Annotated in this window: 14 protein-coding genes and 1 pseudogene; 10 read left to right on the plus strand and 5 right to left on the minus strand. The window is 34.8% G+C overall.

What is annotated here, in order from left to right:
• The first annotated feature begins 427 nt into the window (after positions 1–427).
• Positions 428–5,437: an autotransporter outer membrane beta-barrel domain-containing protein gene (locus tag H3U97_RS00965; protein ID WP_198197608.1), complete on the plus strand. Its 5,010-nt coding sequence runs from the start codon at positions 428–430 to the stop codon at positions 5,435–5,437.
• Positions 5,438–5,533: 96 nt separating this feature from the next.
• On the opposite strand, the gene H3U97_RS00970 is transcribed toward H3U97_RS00965, so the two are convergent.
• On the minus strand, positions 5,534–6,382 hold the full coding sequence (locus tag H3U97_RS00970) for an aldo/keto reductase (protein ID WP_198197610.1): 849 nt from the start codon (positions 6,380–6,382) through the stop codon (positions 5,534–5,536).
• Between the two features lie 669 nt (positions 6,383–7,051).
• Between H3U97_RS00970 and H3U97_RS00975 the strand changes: the two genes are divergently transcribed.
• The 8 genes and pseudogenes from H3U97_RS00975 to H3U97_RS01010 form a co-directional block, all read left to right on the plus strand.
• Positions 7,052–8,287 (plus strand): NRAMP family divalent metal transporter, encoded by a 1,236-nt coding sequence (locus tag H3U97_RS00975; protein WP_198197612.1) that lies wholly within the window; start codon positions 7,052–7,054, stop codon positions 8,285–8,287.
• An 8-nt stretch (positions 8,288–8,295) separates the two neighbouring features.
• A complete protein-coding gene (locus H3U97_RS00980; RefSeq protein WP_198197614.1) occupies positions 8,296–9,078 on the plus strand; it encodes a LamB/YcsF family protein in 783 nt (260 codons plus the stop codon).
• A 102-nt stretch (positions 9,079–9,180) separates the two neighbouring features.
• Entirely contained in the window at positions 9,181–10,788 is a 1,608-nt protein-coding gene (locus H3U97_RS00985) for a 5-oxoprolinase/urea amidolyase family protein (RefSeq protein ID WP_198197616.1), read from the plus strand.
• Positions 10,781–12,529 (plus strand): biotin carboxylase N-terminal domain-containing protein, encoded by a 1,749-nt coding sequence (locus tag H3U97_RS00990; RefSeq protein ID WP_198197618.1) that lies wholly within the window; start codon positions 10,781–10,783, stop codon positions 12,527–12,529. Before H3U97_RS00985 ends, H3U97_RS00990 begins: the two co-directional genes overlap by 8 nt.
• Before the next feature lie 473 nt (positions 12,530–13,002).
• Positions 13,003–14,235 carry a serine/threonine transporter SstT gene (gene sstT / locus H3U97_RS00995; RefSeq protein WP_086354353.1) on the plus strand — a complete coding sequence of 411 codons (1,233 nt, stop codon included), beginning with the start codon at positions 13,003–13,005 and terminating at the stop codon, positions 14,233–14,235.
• Positions 14,236–14,391: 156 nt separating this feature from the next.
• Positions 14,392–15,387, plus strand: a complete 996-nt coding sequence (locus H3U97_RS01000; RefSeq protein ID WP_198197620.1) for an MDR family oxidoreductase — start codon at positions 14,392–14,394, stop codon at positions 15,385–15,387.
• A 226-nt stretch (positions 15,388–15,613) separates the two neighbouring features.
• Positions 15,614–15,841 (plus strand): ChaB family protein, encoded by a 228-nt coding sequence (locus tag H3U97_RS01005; protein WP_198197622.1) that lies wholly within the window; start codon positions 15,614–15,616, stop codon positions 15,839–15,841.
• A gap of 432 nt (positions 15,842–16,273) precedes the next feature.
• A pseudogene (locus H3U97_RS01010) lies at positions 16,274–16,915 on the plus strand (family 1 glycosylhydrolase); the annotation flags it as partial.
• An 86-nt stretch (positions 16,916–17,001) separates the two neighbouring features.
• On the opposite strand, the gene rplI reads toward H3U97_RS01010, so the two are convergent.
• The 4 genes from rplI to rpsF are packed head-to-tail and all read right to left on the minus strand — an operon-like array spanning position 17,002 to position 18,384.
• Positions 17,002–17,451 (minus strand): 50S ribosomal protein L9, encoded by a 450-nt coding sequence (gene rplI / locus H3U97_RS01015; protein ID WP_065579335.1) that lies wholly within the window; start codon positions 17,449–17,451, stop codon positions 17,002–17,004.
• A gap of 22 nt (positions 17,452–17,473) precedes the next feature.
• Positions 17,474–17,701, minus strand: a complete 228-nt coding sequence (gene rpsR, locus H3U97_RS01020; protein WP_025314965.1) for a 30S ribosomal protein S18 — start codon at positions 17,699–17,701, stop codon at positions 17,474–17,476.
• A 4-nt stretch (positions 17,702–17,705) separates the two neighbouring features.
• A complete protein-coding gene (gene priB, locus H3U97_RS01025; protein ID WP_065579334.1) occupies positions 17,706–18,017 on the minus strand; it encodes a primosomal replication protein N in 312 nt (103 codons plus the stop codon).
• Positions 18,001–18,384: a 30S ribosomal protein S6 gene (rpsF, locus tag H3U97_RS01030; RefSeq protein ID WP_065579333.1), complete on the minus strand. Its 384-nt coding sequence runs from the start codon at positions 18,382–18,384 to the stop codon at positions 18,001–18,003. Before rpsF ends, priB begins: the two co-directional genes overlap by 17 nt.
• A gap of 369 nt (positions 18,385–18,753) precedes the next feature.
• On the opposite strand from rpsF, the gene H3U97_RS01035 reads away from it, so the two are divergent.
• A complete protein-coding gene (locus H3U97_RS01035; RefSeq protein ID WP_198197626.1) occupies positions 18,754–19,101 on the plus strand; it encodes an HIT domain-containing protein in 348 nt (115 codons plus the stop codon).
• Positions 19,102–19,106 lie beyond the last annotated feature (5 nt).

The following is a 19,106-nucleotide window of genomic DNA, read 5'->3' on the forward strand; positions in this document are numbered from 1 at the left end:
GATAAAAGGCTGTTGCGTATAATAGATTGAATAATTTAGTAAATACTAAAAAAGTTTATTCGTATAAAACTCATTTTCTTTTTTAGACACATTAATATATTTTATTCTTTTAATTGCCAATTTACCTACTATGTGGTAAAAATGGCACTCTATTCCCGTCAGTTTTCTTTTTGTAAAATTTAAATTATTCATAATTTAGTTTTTCTTTTTCTTTTTTTAATTATTTACTAATTTAGTCTTATTGTTATTGATAAATAAAGTTTTTTTTTATTTATTCGAAATTTTGCCCGCTCCATAGTTGTATTGATTTGTTAGCTGTAATAAGCAAATTGCCATGCACTTAATAGCACTACTTAAAAATTCTCTATTAGATTTTTCAAATAAAAATGTTGTTTTACCAATATAGATTTATTTTGGAGAGGAAATAATGAATAAAGTATTTAAGTTAGTTTGGAATGCACAACGTCAAGCCTACATCGTTACATCAGAAAAAGCACAATCTAAAAGTCGATTATTTTTACTTAATTTATTACCAGCTATCAGTTTAATATTAGTCATGACTCCAATGAGTTATGCTCAGTGTGATAATTCATTGCTCGTTAATAATTGCAGCCGAAAAGTTACTAATGAGATTGCCAATAAAAATTTATCTAATAATCAATTATCTAATAAACAAATCAATGCTTATATTAACTCACTTTTTGGCGCCACTAACTTTAACAATCCAGTAGAAATATCACTATCCAATCATATTGAATCTGATGATGATGGTTATAACTATACTGGCGATAATAGTGTTAGTGACATTACTTTATATCAATCTGCTGGAGATATTATTGGTGGCAAAAATGGTATTAATATTAACCATAATGGTAATGGTTCAACCGGTATTACTATTTCTAGTGATGTCACGGGTAAACAAGGTGATGGAATAAGAACTATAAATAGCACTTCTACTCAAGATCTTAACATTACCGAACTTGTTGGCGCCAATGTTCATGGGCAAGCCAATGGAATTAACGCCGTAAATAATGGACATGGTATAACAATAATTTCAACTGCGGACTCGGTTATCGGTGATGAACTTGATGGTATTTCGGCGGTAAACGATGGTGATACTCAAGGTTTAAAAATAATTCAATCAGCAGGTAATATTCATGGGAAAAAAAATGGTATTAATGCTGATAATAGAGGTAAAGGCAGAACCAATATTACTTCTTATGGAGAAGTGGTTGGTGATGAAAATGAAGGTATTAATGCCGTTAATGGACAAAATGCCGATGATTTACTGATTTCACAAAATGGTGGCTCTATTACTGGTGGACTTAATGGTATCAAAGCTAATAATCAGGGTAACGGTTCTACCTCAATTACGGTTACAGCTAATATTATTGGTCAACAAAATGATGGCATCAATGCCAATAATAGCAGCAATACGCATGATTTATCGGTAACTCAAAATTCAGGGGTTATTAATGGTAAATTAAACGGTATTAATGCTGTTAATAATGGCAATGGATCAACTATTGTCACAACTTCAGGCACAGTTACTGGTAATGAAAAAGATGGGGTAAATATTACTAATCAAGCCAATACTAATAAATTAACCTTTAATCAATTAAAAGGTGAAATTACGGGTAAAGAATACGGCATAAATATAGTTAATAATGGTAATGGTATAACTTCGATTTCAAGCCATGGAGCGATCGAAGGACAACAAAAAGATGGTATACAGGTTACGGGTAGAGCCAACACAACTGATCTAAACGTTAATCAAACCGATGGTAGTATAAAAGGTGCACTTAATGGAATGAATTTGACTAACCAAGGGACAGGTTCAACTTTAATTACTACTAATGGTGAAATCAGTGGACAACAAAATGATGGCCTTTATGCAATTAATCAAGCTAATACCCACGACATGACGGTTAATCAATCGGCAGGGACTATTTTGGGTCAATCTAATGGTATTAATATTCACAATGGTGGCAATGGATCTTCTATTATTGGTAGCTCAGGTAATATAACCGGAGAAACTAATTATGGTATTGTCGCTGTTAATGAGACTAATACCAAAGATCTTACAATTATCCAATCATCAGGTAATATTAATGGTAAACAAGATGGTATTAATATTGAACATAAAGGGACTGGGTCTACAACGATTTCAACTGCAGGACAAGTATTAGGCTATCAAGGTAATGGTATTTATGCTGTAACTCAAACAAACAGCCAAAATTTAACTGCAAAACAATCATCTGGCCGTATCTATGGCAAAAAAAGTGGTATTAATTTTAATAATAATGGTAATGGATCTACATATGTTAATACTTTTGATGATGTCATTGGCGAAGAGAATGAAGGGATCTTAGTAAATAATGATATTCATAGCCAAGATGTCAATGTGATGCAGACATCAGGTCAGATTAAAGGTAATGCTAATGGGATTAATATTACTAATAAAGGTAGAGGTAAAACAACAGTAACTTCATCAGGTGATATTATTGGTAGTCAATATAATGCCATTACATTACTCAATGATCAAAATAGCCAAGATATCACGGTGTCACAATTAGATGGTAATATGCAAGGGGAGTCATACGGCATGTATATCACTAATAATGGCAAAAGTACCACCGCGATCACTACTTCAGGCAATGTAACTGGTGATCAGAATGATGCAATCCGTGTGATTAACAATAATAGTGCTACGGATTTAAAAATCAATCAATTAAAAGGTAATATTACTGGTAATCAAGATGCTATAAATATAGAAAATAATGGCCAAGGATTAACCAATATTACTACTTCAGATAACGTTATCGGTAAACAACGTGATGGTATAGCAGTGAAAAATGGTACTAACTCTAAAAATCTTACTGTTATCCAATCAGCAGGTGAAATCAATGGTAATCGCTACGGAATATATGCAGTCAATAGTGGTCAAAACTCAACGGTAATTAGTATCGCAGGTAAAGTCATAGGTAATAATAGTGACGCTATTTTTGCTGTTGCAGAGTCTGCTACGTATAACTTACTTTTTAGTCAAAATAGAGGTAGTGAGATTAATGGCAAGCTCAATAGTGTCAATCTTACCAACAATGGGCAAGGTTCAACGAATATTAAAGTTGCAGGTAAAATCATTAGCCAAACATTAGATGCTATCATTGTAGCTAATGATGCCAATACTAGTAGTCTATCCTTTAAACAAGAAGCGGATAGTAATATTCAGGGAGAGATAAATGGCGTTAATCTCACCAATAAAGGACGCGGGTTAACTAATGTTATAGCTCAAGGTGATATTAGTGCTAATCAAGGTTCAGGCATATTAGCCGCTAATGGTGATACCGCAACAGATTTATTTGTTAAACAATCCAATGGCATCATCAGTGGTTTTGATAACGGTATTATGGTGACCAATAATGGTACAGGTATGACTGAACTTGATATATCAGGAAAGGTAGTTAGCCAAAATAATATCACGGGTATAGGTATTAATACTTCTGGTAAAGAAGGTCTTAAAACTTATATCAATTTAAATCAGGGTGCTGATGTATCCTCGGCTAGTGGTATTGCGATTAAAAATGAAACAACTGATTCAATTATTTACCTTAATAATGGTTCTAAAGTTAGTGGTCAAATTAGATTGGGTACTGGCAATGATACCTTATTTATCAATGAGGGTGCAGATATATCACAATTGACAGTCGTTGATGGGGGCAATAAATTATTTCGCGTAGATGGATCGTCTGATGTTGATAGCCTTAACCTTAATACTCATCTTATTGGTTCATCAACCTCTAATGGTTCGATAGGTGATGTGGCTATTATTGGCTGGGAAAATATTAATCTTAGTAGTATTGCTAGACTAACACTCACTGGCGATTTAAATACTGATAAATTAACCATTAATTCAGGTGCTATGGTGGATCTTAAATCTGGTCTGCACCAATCTAATATTAGTGGTAGTGTTTATAATAGTGGTGTGATTACCCTCGATAATCAATTTGCCGGTGACCGTTTAACGATTACCGGTGATTATATTGGGGATGATGGTAAGTTAATCTTTGACACAGTTGTACAAAATAGTGATAGTCCAACTGATCGATTATTTGTACAGGGTAATGTTTCGGGTAATACTTTTATAGAGATTAATAATATTGATGGTTTAGGTGCTGATACTAGTAATACAAATGGTATTGAATTAGTGCATGTTGATGGATCAAGTAGTAATGATGCTTTTAAAATGCGACAAGAGCATCTAGATGTGGGTGCATATGAATATTATTTACATAAAGGTGATCTTAACAATCAAAATAATAACTGGTATTTGCGTTCTTACTTACCTAATAATCCAACTGTCCCTACAGATCCTAATGAACCGACACATCCAGTCGATCCTACAACTCCAATTAAACCAATAGACCCAACTGAACCTACGAGACCAATAGATCCTGAACCAGAAAAACCAGGTAAACCAGCCAGAATAAAAACTTATCGTAAAGAAGTATCGATGTTTGGTGCAATAGCTGAACAACTTCGTTTAGCAGATAACCTTATGCAAAGTAATTTACATCAACGTATTGGTAATGCGCCATTGTTGGATTCATCAATAGGGTGGGGAAGAATTATCACTAAACGTATTAATGTAAAACAGAATGGTACAGCAAATGCAAACAGTAAAGGCAACTACTCAGGTTTCCAATTGGGAAGTGATATTTGGCAAAATGACGATTGGCGAATTGGGGGATATTTCGGTTATCTACATGGTAATTTAAGTGTTGATGGCTTTGCTAGTGGTAGATATGGACGGGTAGGTAGCAATGGTATTAATTCATACTTTATGGCTGCTTATAGCACTTATATGCAAAACGATGGGGGGTATTTAGATATGGTTTTACAAGCTGCTCGTCACCGAGCTGATGTAAATCCAAATAGTAATAAAAATAGCAAACAAAAAGCAAATAGTTTGAATGCATCCATTGAAACGGGCAAACCATTTGGGTTATTCGATAGTAATTGGAAAATCGAACCTCAAGCACAAGTGATTCATCAGTTGTTAAACTTAAAAGATAGTCATATCAATGGTAAAACTACAGTAAAACATAGTGATAATAATGCTTTGCTATTGCGTATTGGGGCTAGATTTGAAGGTGACTATAAAGTTGATAATGAATTATGGCGCCCTTATGCACGGTTGAACTTTTTCTATTCACCAAGTGGTGCTGATCATGTAACTTTTGCTAGTAAAAGTGCTGCTACTAAGTTTAGTAATGGTGCTAAATCTTTCAGTTCTGAATTAGCTATTGGTGGTAGTTATGAAGTTAATAATCAAATTAATGCATATAGTGAAATTGGTCACACATTGACTCATGGTGGCGATGCCAGAGTGAAAGCTCCAATTAGTGCTTCTGTTGGCATACGAGCTAAATGGTAAATGTAAAAAAAAATCACAATAAATTTGTAAAGCCGATATTGTATGTTAACTATCGGCTTTTTTTAGATTTTTCTATATATAGTAAATTTTTTAAAACTAAATATTTGGTCGACGTTGAGTCAACCACTCTACAATGGCCGGATCGCAATGTGAAAAAAATGCACTGGTTGCAGTATCAATCGCGGTGATATCGATCATATCCTTATCTGAAAGTTGAAAATCAAATAGATTAAAATTCTCCATCATACGCTCTTTTCTAACTGATTTAGCCAAACTGACAATTTGCCGTTGAATTAACCAACGCAAAATAATTTGACCTACCGACTTATTATATTTTTGGCCAATTGCGGTTAAAATTGGATGATTGAAGATATCATTCTTTCCTTCAGCAAATGGTGCCCATGCTTCCGGCTGAATAGTCTTACTTTGCATCCAAGGGGCTGCTTGTAATTGTTGATTAAAAGGGTTAACTTCAATTTGATTTACGGCCGGTTTTATTTTATTAAATGCCATTAAATCGGCTAAACGATCCGGACTAAAATTACTAACACCAATTGCTCTGATTTTACCTTGCTCATAAAGTTCTTCCATCGCATGCCAAGCGCCATGAATATCACCAAAAGGTTGGTGGATTAAATATAAATCAATATAATCTAGTTGTAGTAAATTTAATGATTGTTCAAATTGGATTTTAGCACCTTCATAGCTAGCACGATTTAACCAAAGTTTGGTAGTAATAAACAGATCTTTTCGGTCAATTCCACTAACTTTAATCGCATTTCCGACTTGGCGTTCATTTTGATAGGCCGTTGCGGTATCAATCAGACGATAACCAACATCAATTGCATCCAACACCGCTTGCTGACACTGCTTTTCATCAATTTGATAAACACCAAAGCCTAGAATAGGCATTTCAATGCCATTATTTAATTTTGTGCTTTTCATAATGTGCACCTCTAACATTAGAATTAACTGAAAATATTAACGGTTGTCTTTTTGAATGATTATTTATTAATCTCAATATCAAGTAAAGCGGAAATGTTATCTCATCAGTCAACAAATAACCTGTTTTATAGTAGTTTTTCAAGCTATTTACCTTTATGTTTATCTTTAAAAAACCCCTTTCCTCAAAATTTTTTTAGGATTAAGTAAATTATTATGAGTTATTAAAGTGATTATTATTTGAATAAACTTTAATCATTTGATAAGCGTATAAAATAAGATAGATGGATTATAGGTAGGGAGACAACTGCGTTCGTTGCCCAATTATAGTGCAATGGTGATTCAAATTAATTTACAAATTATTATAAAAATAACTATCTTTGAAAAAAATATAATATTTATTTTTAAATTATTAGTAATTATTATTTAGTTTTTTGCTAACTTCATTAAGTTATAGCATGATTATTAAATGATTTTAATTATCTCTATAGGTTTATTCTTTGCACATCATTAATCATTATAATTTTTTTTAATTAGTTTTTTGTTAAAAAAATAGTAATTATATTTGCTATTGTTTTTTGAAATATGTTAGAAATATTGGCATAGTAATTGCATATATTGATATCAGATTAATCATAATTATAGAGAAGTTTAGTAAAGAGGAACATGCGTATGGAAAATCATAGCAGCAGTACCGTTGCTTTTGTAAAAAATAGGCGAGCATCGCTGATTAGTGCAATCTTTTTGATGGCAACTTCGGCAATTGGTCCTGGTTTTATCACTCAAACAGCTACTTTTACCGTGACACTTGGCACTGCTTTTGGTTTTGGTATTTTGGCCTCTATCATTATAGATTTTGTGGTTCAGCAAAATATATGGCGAGTAGTTGCATTAACAAAAATGAACTCATCAGATATCGCTAACAATACGATACCTTTTAGTGGCTATATATTAGCAATATTAGTTATATTTGGTGGTTTAGTTTTTAATATAGGCAATATAGCTGGAGCCGGTTTAGGTTTAAATGCATTAGTTGGCCTTGATCCTAAGTGGGGTGGGGCAATTAGTGCTCTAATGGCGGTTTATATATTTTCATCACGTAAAGCGAGTAATTTTATTGATCGCCTAATGATTGGTTTAGGTTTGTTAATGATCATTTTGACGCTGTTTGTTGTTTTTGCTTCTCATCCACCTGTCGGCGAGGCTTTAAAAGAGACTGTTATACCATCAAAAATTGATTTTGCTTCAATTACAACTATTGTTGGTGGTACTGTCGGTGGTTATATCTCCTATGCTGGTGCTCATCGCTTACTTGATAAAGGTATGGTTGGCGTAGAACATATAGACTATGTATCTGGTGCAGCAACAAAAGGGATTATGGTTGTAGGCTTAATGCGTTATATTTTGTTTCTAGCCATTTTAGGTGTAGTAGCCAGTGGCGTAACAATCGATATTTCAAGTTATGCCGCTAATCCTGCATCACAAGCATTCCAAGCGGCTTTAGGCGAATTAGGTTTACGTATTTTTGGTTTGATACTATGGGCAGCAGCCATTACGAGTATTATCGGAGCGGCTTATACTTCGATGACTTTTATTACACCTTTTAAACGTAATATTAGTGAAAAACAACGCCAATTTGCGACTATTGTTTTTATTGCTGCCTCATTGGCGATTTATTTAATTATGGGTACCGCTCCGGTATCATTGCTGGTTTTTGCTGGTGGGTTTAATGGTTTAGTATTACCGCTTGGTTTAACTATCTTTGTTTACATAGGATGGAAACGGGCTGATTTAATGTCTGGTTATCATTATCCTCGATGGCTATTGTGGTCAGGACTTTTGGTTTGTGCTATCACATGGTATATGGGAGCAATGTCTGTTTTCACTATTTTTAATTATTTAAAATGAAGGGCATCATGATTACTAATAAGATTATTGATTTAAACAGTGATCTTGGCGAAAGTTTTGGTCAATGGCAAATGGGTAATGATGAAGCAATGCTAAAAGTTGTTAGCAGTGCCAATATTGCCTGTGGCTTTCATGCTGGTTCCCCAGAAGGGATTTTAAAAACATTAAAAGCAGCCAAGTTAAATAATGTAAGTATTGGTGCTCATGTTGGGTATCCTGATTTAGTTGGTTTTGGCCGACGAAATATGGATATTAGTTCTGAAGAATTAATTGCTGATGTTATTTATCAGATTGGCGCATTAACTGGCTTAGCAAAATCTATTGATGCTAAAGTTAGTTATGTTAAACCGCATGGTGCTTTATATAACACGATAGCGCATGATAAGCGCCAAGCAATGGCCACGATTGATGCTATTCGACTGATTAATCCTAATCTTGTGTTAGTTGCTTTGGCTGGATCACCATTAATCAGCTGGGCTAAAGAAAGTGGCTTGAAAGTTGTTGCTGAGGCATTTGCTGATAGAGCGTATCATACCGATGGTACATTAGTCTCTCGTAAGGAGGCTGGTGCAGTCTTACATGATCCAGATATTGTTGTCAATCGTATGTTACAACTTGTTAATGAAGGCGGTTTGCTATCAATTGAAGGCGAGTTTGTTGAGATTGATGCTGGATCAATTTGTGTTCATGGTGATAGTATGGGCGCTTTAACGATGGCGCAAAGAGTTAGCCAACAATTACAAAATAATGGCGTTAAAATTGCTTCATTTACCGATATTATTAATGAGTAATTTGCAGTAGATATTGCAACAATATAATTCAATTATTTGCCGTAATTTTCAAATAAAGATTTACTTATAATCAATCTTTTTTGCGGTGTTTAGAGGTGTATAATGCGTTTTTTACCAGTTAATATTGATGCTCTGCTTGTCGAGTTAGAGACTCTAGAACAAGTGATGGCATTAACTGATGCATTACAATATAAAAAAGATGTATGGAATATAAATGAAATAATACCAGCCGCTCGGACTGTGTTAGTTCGATATAATTCCATTATTATGGATGGAAATAAATTAGCCCAATATATAGCTCAATTAGATGTATCCTCAGGGCAATTAAGATCGGGTGAATTAGTTACCATTCCAGTTAGTTATAATGGTGAGGATTTAGGCTTTGTAGCAGAATATTTAGGCATTAGCGTTGCTGATGTTATTTCTAGACATACAAGTAATGAATATCAGGTTGCTTTTTGTGGATTTGCACCTGGTTTTGCTTATATGGTAGCGAAGGATATTCAGCTTAACGTTCCTCGCCGTCAATCTCCCCGGGTACGTATTCCTGCTGGCTCTGTAGCCCTAGCTGGTGAATTTAGTAGTGTTTATCCACAAGCAAGCCCCGGAGGTTGGCAACTGATTGGTGTTACCAACGTTAAAGTCTGGGATATTTATCGTGACGAGCCGGCACTCTTTAAACCTGGTACACGAGTAAATTTTATTGATGCAAGTAAAACTGTCACTAAATATAGCTTACCACAATCGAAAAAAGTAACCTTGCCGGTTGAACAACAAGAGCAATCGCAAGATATTGAGATATTAGCCACTGGAATTCAAACTTTATTACAAGATAATGGTCGCATAGGACAAGCTGAATTAGGTATTTCAGAATCAGGTGCAATGGATAAAGCAGCTTTGCATAGTGCCAATCGTATACTGGGTAATCCAACTAATGAAGCTGTTTTGGAAATAACTCAAGGTGGTTTTAAAGCTCGTATTAATAGCGCTATGTTAATTGCTGTGACAGGGGCGTCATGTGAGATTAAAGTTACTACAATTAGCGGTGAAAGCTATTTTGCTAATATGTATCAACCGATCCAGTTAGAAGAAGGTGATATTGTTCATTTAGGTAACGTACAGTATGGCGTACGTAGTTATGTTGCTGTGCGTGGCGGTTTGCAAGTTCAGCCGATCTTAGCTAGTTGTTCTTTTGATACTTTGGCGCAAGTCGGTCCGAGACCGCTAAAAGTTGGTCAAACATTGACCATCAAGAATGGTCAAACTTTTAACGCGCTTTCTTTAGAAGAAACTCCCGCTATCTCTTATCCATGTAAAGATGATGTTGTCGAATTGGATATAATGTTTGGCCCTCGTACCGATTGGTTTACACAACAAGCTATACAACAATTAACTTCACAATTGTGGCAAGTGACTCCTGCATCAAATCGTATTGGTTTACGTCTTTTAGGTGAAATTCCTTTAGAGCGTGAAAAACAACAAGAATTACCAAGTGAAGGCACTTGTATGGGGGCAATACAAATTCCTGCTAATGGTCAACCGGTACTATTTTTAAATGATCATCCTCTAACAGGCGGTTATCCGGTTATTGCAGCAGTATGTAATTATCATTTGGATTTGGCTGGTCAAATTCCAGTTAATGCCAAAATAAAATTTAATCCGATTGGAGTTTTTAAAGAATTTGAAGGGAGCCATGTTAATCATGTCTGAAATTAATAAACAAGTTGCACATAAAGTATTGATTGCTAATCGTGGTGAAATTGCCGTTCGGATTATTCGTGCTTGTCGAGATATGAATTTTACATCGATAGCGATTTATGCCGATGTTGATATGGATGCACTGCATGTGCAAATGGCTGATGAAGCTTATGGATTATCAGGTAATACACCGAGTGATACCTATCTAAATATTGATAAGATTATTGCGATTGCGCAAAAATCAGGAGCGACAATGGTTCATCCCGGTTATGGATTTTTGTCTGAGCGAGTTGAATTTGCCAAAGCGGTGCAAGATGCTGGTTTAATTTGGATTGGTCCTAATCCTGAAACAATAGCTATTTTGGGCGATAAAGTAAAAGCGAGACAACTTGCTGTCGAAGTAGGGGCACCACTGGTTACCGGTACAGATAAGCCTGTACAAAATTCCAAAGAAGTTGTTGAATTTGCGCGTAAGCATGGATTACCAATTGCAATTAAAGCCGCATTTGGCGGAGGAGGCCGAGGACTTAAAGTTGCTTGGAAAATGGATGAAGTAGAAGAACTCTATGATTCAGCTGTGCGTGAAGCAACGGTAGCATTTGGTCGTGGTGAATGTTTCTTAGAGCAATTTTTACATCATCCTCGACATATTGAAGCACAGGTTATCGCTGATACTCATGGTAATGTTGTTGTAGTTGGTACTCGTGATTGTTCTTTACAGCGTCGTAATCAAAAGTTGATAGAAGAATCACCAGCCCCTTTTTTAGATGAAAAAATAGAAAAACAAATAGTTAAAGCATCAATCGATATCTGTGCTAAAGCAAATTATATTGGCGTTGGTACCGTTGAATTTTTACTGAGTCAGGATGGTAAACTGTCTTTTCTAGAAGTAAATACTCGATTACAAGTTGAACATCCAGTGACCGAAGAAACAACAGGAATTGACCTCGTTATTGAACAGTTACGAATAGCGCAAGGATTACCTGTTAGTATTAAACAAATGCCTCAACCGCGAGGGCATGCTATTGAATTTCGCATAAATGCAGAAGATGCTGCTAATGGTTTTTTACCTGTGGCCGGAACGATAACTCATTTTGATATACCGACAGGCCCAGGTGTTCGCTTAGATAGTGGCGTTAATGCAGGGTCAGTGATCCCTGCTACATTTGATTCACTCATGGCTAAACTTATTATTGTTGGTAATAATCGCCAACAGGCTTTGGCAAGAGCTCGTCGTGCATTAGCTGAGTTTACCATTGAAGGAGTTGCTAGTGTGCTACCATTTGATCGAAAAGTGCTAGACCATCCTGATTTTTGCCAGCAGTTTAATGTGCATACTCGTTGGATTGAAACGGATTTTAAAGCAGAACTTGAACCAGCAAAAAGGCAACTTCCGCAGCAAGAAGATATATTGACCCATACCTTTATTGAAATTGATGGTAAGCGTTGTAAGCTTGGTTTGCCTGCGAAACTATTTTCTGGATTATCTATCAGCCAGACCAATAGTGAAGCCCAATCAGTTGTAACCACTAACACAAATCTTGATTTAATTGTTCCAGCTCCAGTGTCTGGCAATTTGTTTAAATGGTTGGTTGAGGATAATCAAAAGGTTGAACAAGGTGATATGATTGCAATTATCGAGGCAATGAAAATGGAAATTCAAGTAATAGCTCATCGTGAAGGTATTTTGAAACATTCTCATATCGAAGGTACGTATGTTAATGCTGATGATCCTATTGCTGAAATTATTTAGTATTAAAAATAATTTATAAATTAATAATAACAATATGTTTTATTAGATTCTTGCAGTTGGTAAAACATATTGTTTTTTATATTAAGATTATTAGTATTGCCTTTTCGAAACAGTTATATCGGCGATTAATATGTAATTTAAATTTTTGATATTAACTTCCCTAATCTTATTGTTAAGCTCTTAACTTATAAATTAAACGATATAATCACGAATATTCATCTCGAATTTGAATTAATTATCCAATGCTATTCTCGTTTTATGATTCTCAAAAACCCCTTTCCTCAAAATTTTTTATTGAATGATAATAGTTATTGGCGACTCCTTCTAACCCCCTATCTAGATTCAGGATAATAATTAAACTTAATAATTGAACAAAGTAATATAAAAAATAGTTATCATGCTAATTTTTTTATAGTTTTAGTTTTAATTTATGATAAGGTTGCCGTTTTGTATTTTATACATAGGGAAGCACTATGACACATTCAACCAATAAATTGGTTCGTTTTTATTTCAAAGTAGGATTAATACCACAAATTATTTTGGGGTTAATCTTAGGTATTGCTTTAGCGGCAATTTCAAAAGATGTTGCATTAGATATGTCCTTTATTGGATCACTTTTTATTAATGCTTTGAAATCAGTAGCCCCAATCTTGGTACTTATTTTAGTTATTGCTTCAATATCTAATCACCAACATGGTAAACGGGCCAATATGGGAGAACTATTGGCTCTTTATTTTGCAGGGATGATGTTAGCGGCATTATTAGCAACTGTTGCCAGTTTTATTTTTCCTTCTGATATCTCTTTAGGTGATACAGCTAATCAAACTAAGTTAACACCGCCTGGTAGCGTTATTGAAGTATTAAAAACTTTATTTTACAAGATGATCGACAATCCAATTAATGCGCTGGTTAACGCTAACTATATCGGTCTTATTATTTGGGGTGTTGGTATTGGGATTGCATTAAGACATTCAAGTGAAACCACGAAAACAATGATGAATGATCTTTCTGTAGCTATTTCATTTATCGTTAGAATTATTATTCGTTTTGCGCCATTAGGTGTATTTGGTTTAGTCGCTTCAACGCTTGCAGAAACAGGATTTGGTGAATTACTTAAATATGCCCATTTAATTCTTGTGTTGGTATCTTGTATGTTAGTTGTGGCATTGATCATTAATCCTTTATTGGCGTATATGGTTATGCGTAAGAACCCGTATCCATTAGTTTTAACTTCATTAAAAGAGAGTGCTATTCCAGCTTTCTTTACTCGTAGTTCGGCAGCAAATATACCGGTTAATATGGAAATTTGTCGAAAACTAAAAATGGATGAAGATACCTATTCCGTCGCGGTACCGTTAGGGGCAGCCATTAATATGTCAGGTGCAGCTATCACTATTACTATTTTAACCTTAGCAACTGTTAATTCATTACATATAGAAGTTGATGTCCTTTCTGCGGTATTGCTTTGTATTGTAACGAGTGTTTGTGCTTGTGGAGCATCGGGAATTGCTGGTGGTTCATTACTGTTGATTCCTGTTGCTTGTAGTATGTTTGGCATACCTAATGAAATTTCAGCAAAAGTCATTGGTATCGGTATTGCAATTGGTGTAATTCAAGACTCAGTTGAAACTGCACTTAATTCATCTAGTGATGTGGTATTTATTGGCGCTGTTTCAGAGAAAGTACAGCGTAATAAAGCAAAATAGAATCAATTTATTCGTTAGCCAATTTATAATGACTATTAAGCCTGATAGATATCAGGCTTTTTTATGAATTGAAAACACAATCAGTAGCTCAATGATTGCATTTACTCTAATGACTATTTATCATGATTTACATATTAAATGTACTAAGGAATTATCATGCCATTCAATGCAATTATATTAGGGAAAGATGAGGTTACTGGATTTTCAAATTCCTTAAAGACAATTACTAAACAGCAGTTATTGCAGCAGCCGGGAGATACTTTAGTTCAAATCCATTATTCAAGCATCAATTATAAAGATGCATTAGCCTTGACAAATAAAAGTCCTATAGTTCGACAATGGCCAATGGTGCCGGGTATTGACGGTGTGGGTACTGTTATTGAGTGTCAAAGTGGCCATTATCAAGTCGGTGACTTGGTTATTTTAAATGGCTGGGGATGTGGAGAAACTCATTGGGGATGTTTAGCTCAATATGCCTATCTAAAATCAGATTGGTTAATCCCTTTACCTAATAACCTGACTACTTATCAGTCAATGGCTATGGGTACCGCTGGTTATACCGCTGCACTTTGTGTAAAACGCATTATTGATTTTGGTATTAAACCACAAGATGGCAAAATTTTGGTAACCGGTGCTAGTGGTGGTGTCGGTTCTGTGGCCATTGCCTTATTGTCTAGATTGGGTTTTAACGTTACAGCATCAACAAGTAAAACTTCTGATAAAGAGTATTTATCAAAACTAGGTGCGGTTGATATTATTGATAGTCAATCATTAAAAACGCCGAATAAACCGTTACAAAAAGAGTTATGGTCAGCAGCAATAGATGTTGTTGGTTCAAGCACATTAGCTAATATTTGTGCTCAAACTCAATATGGTGGCATAGTCGCATGTTGTGGTTTGGCGCAAGGTATGGACTTACCTGCAACCGTGGCACCATTTATTTTACGCGGCGTAACACTATCGGGAGTTGATAGTGTGATGGCAAGTTATGATAAACGGGTTGCAGCTTGGCAATTAATAGCAGAAAACATGGAAGAGCAACTGTATACTCATATAGCTAAAACTATTACATTAGATCAATGTTCTGAGATAGCAAATAAGATGATTGCTGGTGAAATTAAAGGACGTTTTGTGGTTGATGTGAATAAGTGATTTCATATTAATTAGCATCACAATATATAGCGGTGTAAAAATACACCGTCATATAAGTGTCAATATTAATTGAGATGAAAATTAATACTATCAATTGCGTGATAATGCTTGTATTTCGGGTAAAATAAGGCTAAATTCAATCCAACTTAACTATTTTTCAGTGATGTTCGCAATTACCAATCAAAGTTATCAATAATCTGTGATTAATTTCGAGGGGGAATGTGATATGCCATATCAAACAAGAGAAGATTTACCTGAATCAGTCCGACATGTTTTACCTACCCATGCTCAAGATATTTTTAAAGAAGCTTTTAATAGTGCCATAAAAGAGTATCAAGATCCGAAAAAACGACGCGACAACAGTGATGCCGAACAAGTTGCTTTTCGTGTTGCTTGGTCAGCGGTTGAAAAGGTCTATCATAAGGATGAGCGTGGCAAATGGGTAGCTAAATAAAACTTAAAACATTATAAATAGTGTGTTTTATTATTGAATAACGTTATAAATAATAAGTAAGAATAAACGCTAAGCCGACATGGATAGTCGACTGAATTAATTTCCATTTCCGCATAGGTTAGCGCAGGTGCAACTATGGCGCATGGTTTGTTAGCAATGCGATTATTTGAACAATAAAATTGTTAACAGGTTAGCATTATTGTTCAAATGGCAGCTATTTAGTCAAAAATTAGCTGCCAAATTTTTATTCTCTTAAATTTAAATTTACAACTCCCTGTTTTCTTCCAGATTCTCTTCGTTATCCAAATTTAAGATAAATTTTCCTTATTCTATTTACAATTTTCCTTATCAATACGGAAAAAGTTGGTTAGTAATTATTTATTTTTCCTCTTATACTAAATTTGAATCATCAATAAACATAGGTAATTGATTATGAATAATAAAGGTTTACCAAAAGATTTTCTATGGGGCGGAGCTGTTGCTGCTCACCAATTGGAAGGTGCTTGGCAAGTTGGCGGCAAAGGTATGAGTGTTGCTGATGTGATGACAGTCGGATCGCCGAAAAGTTATCGCAAAATCACTGAAGGTATTATTCCTGGTGAGTATTATCCTAATCACGAAGCTATCGATTTTTATCATCATTATAAAGGTGATATTAAGTTATTTGCTGAAATGGGGTTTAAGTGTTTTCGAACTTCAATTGCTTGGACGCGAATTTTTCCGAAAGGTGATGAGCTTAAACCAAATGAAGAAGGTTTGAAGTTTTACGATGATTTGTTCGATGAATGTTTAAAATATAACATTGAACCTGTAGTCACTCTTTCACATTTCGAATTACCTTATTATTTAGTAACCGAATATGGCGGTTTTCGTAATCGTAAATTAATTGATTTCTTTGTTCGCTTTGCCGAAGTCTGTTTTGACCGTTATAAAAATAAAGTCAAATATTGGATGACCTTTAATGAGATTAATAACCAAGCTAATTTTAACGAAGATTTTGCTCCTTTCACTAATTCTGGTATCTATTATAAAGAAGGTGATAATCGTGAGGAGATCATGTATCAAGCCGCTCATAAAAAGACCCCCAGTAATTGGTTGTCCAACTATTGGGGGTCACTTCATTAATTAAACGGGTTTTTTTACTGTTATTTATTTGATGATTATTCAGGAATAATATCAACAATAACTTTTGCAAAAGCTTCGCTGTGTACTTGGAATAACACTTCGTGTTCACCAGTAGTACGCAATACACCATTTGGTAAACGAACTTCGCTTTTTGATACTTGAATACCACGAGCTTTAACTGCATCAGCGATATCACGAGTACCAATTGAACCAAATAAACGACCTTCATCACCTGCTTTAGAAGTAATAGTTACTTTACCTAAAGCATTGATTTCAGCAACGCGTTGTTCAGCTGCTTTTAATGTTTCAGCTAATTTTGCTTCTAATTCAGCACGACGAGCTTCGAAGAATTCAATATTCTTTTTAGTTGCTGGTACTGCTTTACCTTGTGGAATCAAAAAGTTACGAGCGTAACCCGCTTTAACATTAACTTGATCACCTAAGCTGCCTAAATTAGCAACTTTATCGAGTAGAATAATTTGCATTATATGTTCCCTCTGTTGCTAATTACTGATGATTGTCAGTATATGGTAATAATGCCAAGTAACGAGCGCGTTTGATAGCGCGAGCTAGTTGACGTTGATATTTTGCGCTAGTACCAGTAATACGGCTTGGTACGATTTTACCACTTTCTGTGATATAGCTTTTTAATAAAGAAACATCTTTATAATCAATTTCTTTAACGCCTTCTGCTGTAAAACGGCAGAATTTGCGACGACGGAAGTAACGTGCCATTTGGCTATTCTCCTAATAGTTCAATTTGGTCAGCATGTAAAACTATTTGACTGGTTTTATCCCGTTTAGTATGTGTACTAATAAAGCCACTTACCAAAACTTTGCTGCCTTTTTTAATACTGTAACTTAACTCTTGTTGTCCACTGACAATAACGGGCATTATGCACCATGCTTGTCTTGGGAGTCCTGCTTCAATTTGTTCAGAAACATGTTCTAAATAAAACTGACAGTGTGATATCCCACTTGGACTCATTTTTTTAATCGGGGTTTTGGTAACCAATCCCGATAAAACTAAACGATTATTCTTCCGAATCATCGTCCATGTTTGCATCGCTAAAATCTTCTTCAGAACTACGACGTTCATCTTTAGCTTTTAGCATTGGTGATGTTTCAGTTACAGAATGTTTAGTACGCATAATTAAACTGCGAATTACTGCATCATTAAAACGGAAGTTATCTTCAAGCTCATTTACTGCTTCTTGAGTAGCTTCAACATTCATTAACACATAATGTGCTTTATGCAATTTTTCGATAGGATATGCTAATTGACGACGACCCCAATCTTCTAAACGATGGATTTTGCCACCATCAGTGGTTAACGTACCAGTATAACGTTCGATCATACCAGGTACTTGTTCACTTTGATCTGGGTGAACCATAAATACAATTTCGTAATGACGCATTATCGCTCCCTACGGATTAATCAGCTTTCTGTCGGGGCAACCGCAACCCATTGAAAGCAAGGAACATGAAAATTAAGCGGTTGAAATCGACGGCGCATTATATATCAAAATAATTACTTTAACAAATGAATAAATATTAAAAGTGTTATTCGTTTTTTATAATAAAAATAATCTGTTAATCATAACTAAAAATTTTAACTAAAAATCGATTATAAATAGAATAAAAAAACTTTTCGGCAAAGTTTTTACTTGAATAAGTGAATTAGGTGTAAAAATGTAACGATATCTATACATCTTTGTTATTAAAATATGTTATTCTTTATAAAATAAAAGTTTAATGTTAATAGCTATTTTTAAAGGAGTGCTTATATGGCTGAAGAAACCATTTTTAGTAAAATAATTCGCCGTGAAATTCCTGCTGATATTTTTTTTCAAGATGATCAGGTCACTGCCTTTCGGGATATTTCTCCTCAAGCCCCTACGCATATTTTAATTATTCCCAATAAATTGATCCCAACCGTAAATCATATTGCAGAGTCTGATGAAGCTCTGCTTGGTCATATGATGGTTGTTGCGGCTAAAATTGCCAAGCAAGAAGGGATTGATGAAAGTGGTTATCGTTTAATAATGAATTGTAATAAAGATGCAGGACAAGAAGTTTTTCATATTCATATGCATTTATTAGGTGGTAAAAATTTAGGGCGATTAATAGGTTAGCTTAT

The sequence above is a fragment of the Gilliamella sp. W8128 genome (genome assembly GCF_016100545.1).
Lineage (GTDB): Bacteria > Pseudomonadota > Gammaproteobacteria > Enterobacterales > Orbaceae > Gilliamella > Gilliamella apis.

Coding starts and splice junctions, on each gene's coding strand:
- priB (WP_065579334.1), bottom strand. CDS start 18,017: ATGATTCGGAAGAATAATCGTTTAGTTTTATCGGGATTGGTTACCAAA.
- H3U97_RS00970 (WP_198197610.1), bottom strand. CDS start 6,382: ATGAAAAGCACAAAATTAAATAATGGCATTGAAATGCCTATTCTAGGC.
- H3U97_RS00975 (WP_198197612.1), top strand. CDS start 7,052: ATGGAAAATCATAGCAGCAGTACCGTTGCTTTTGTAAAAAATAGGCGA.
- rpsF (WP_065579333.1), bottom strand. CDS start 18,384: ATGCGTCATTACGAAATTGTATTTATGGTTCACCCAGATCAAAGTGAA.
- H3U97_RS00990 (WP_198197618.1), top strand. CDS start 10,781: ATGTCTGAAATTAATAAACAAGTTGCACATAAAGTATTGATTGCTAAT.
- H3U97_RS01000 (WP_198197620.1), top strand. CDS start 14,392: ATGCCATTCAATGCAATTATATTAGGGAAAGATGAGGTTACTGGATTT.
- H3U97_RS00965 (WP_198197608.1), top strand. CDS start 428: ATGAATAAAGTATTTAAGTTAGTTTGGAATGCACAACGTCAAGCCTAC.
- H3U97_RS00985 (WP_198197616.1), top strand. CDS start 9,181: ATGCGTTTTTTACCAGTTAATATTGATGCTCTGCTTGTCGAGTTAGAG.
- H3U97_RS00980 (WP_198197614.1), top strand. CDS start 8,296: ATGATTACTAATAAGATTATTGATTTAAACAGTGATCTTGGCGAAAGT.
- rplI (WP_065579335.1), bottom strand. CDS start 17,451: ATGCAAATTATTCTACTCGATAAAGTTGCTAATTTAGGCAGCTTAGGT.
- sstT (WP_086354353.1), top strand. CDS start 13,003: ATGACACATTCAACCAATAAATTGGTTCGTTTTTATTTCAAAGTAGGA.
- rpsR (WP_025314965.1), bottom strand. CDS start 17,701: ATGGCACGTTACTTCCGTCGTCGCAAATTCTGCCGTTTTACAGCAGAA.
- H3U97_RS01005 (WP_198197622.1), top strand. CDS start 15,614: ATGCCATATCAAACAAGAGAAGATTTACCTGAATCAGTCCGACATGTT.
- H3U97_RS01035 (WP_198197626.1), top strand. CDS start 18,754: ATGGCTGAAGAAACCATTTTTAGTAAAATAATTCGCCGTGAAATTCCT.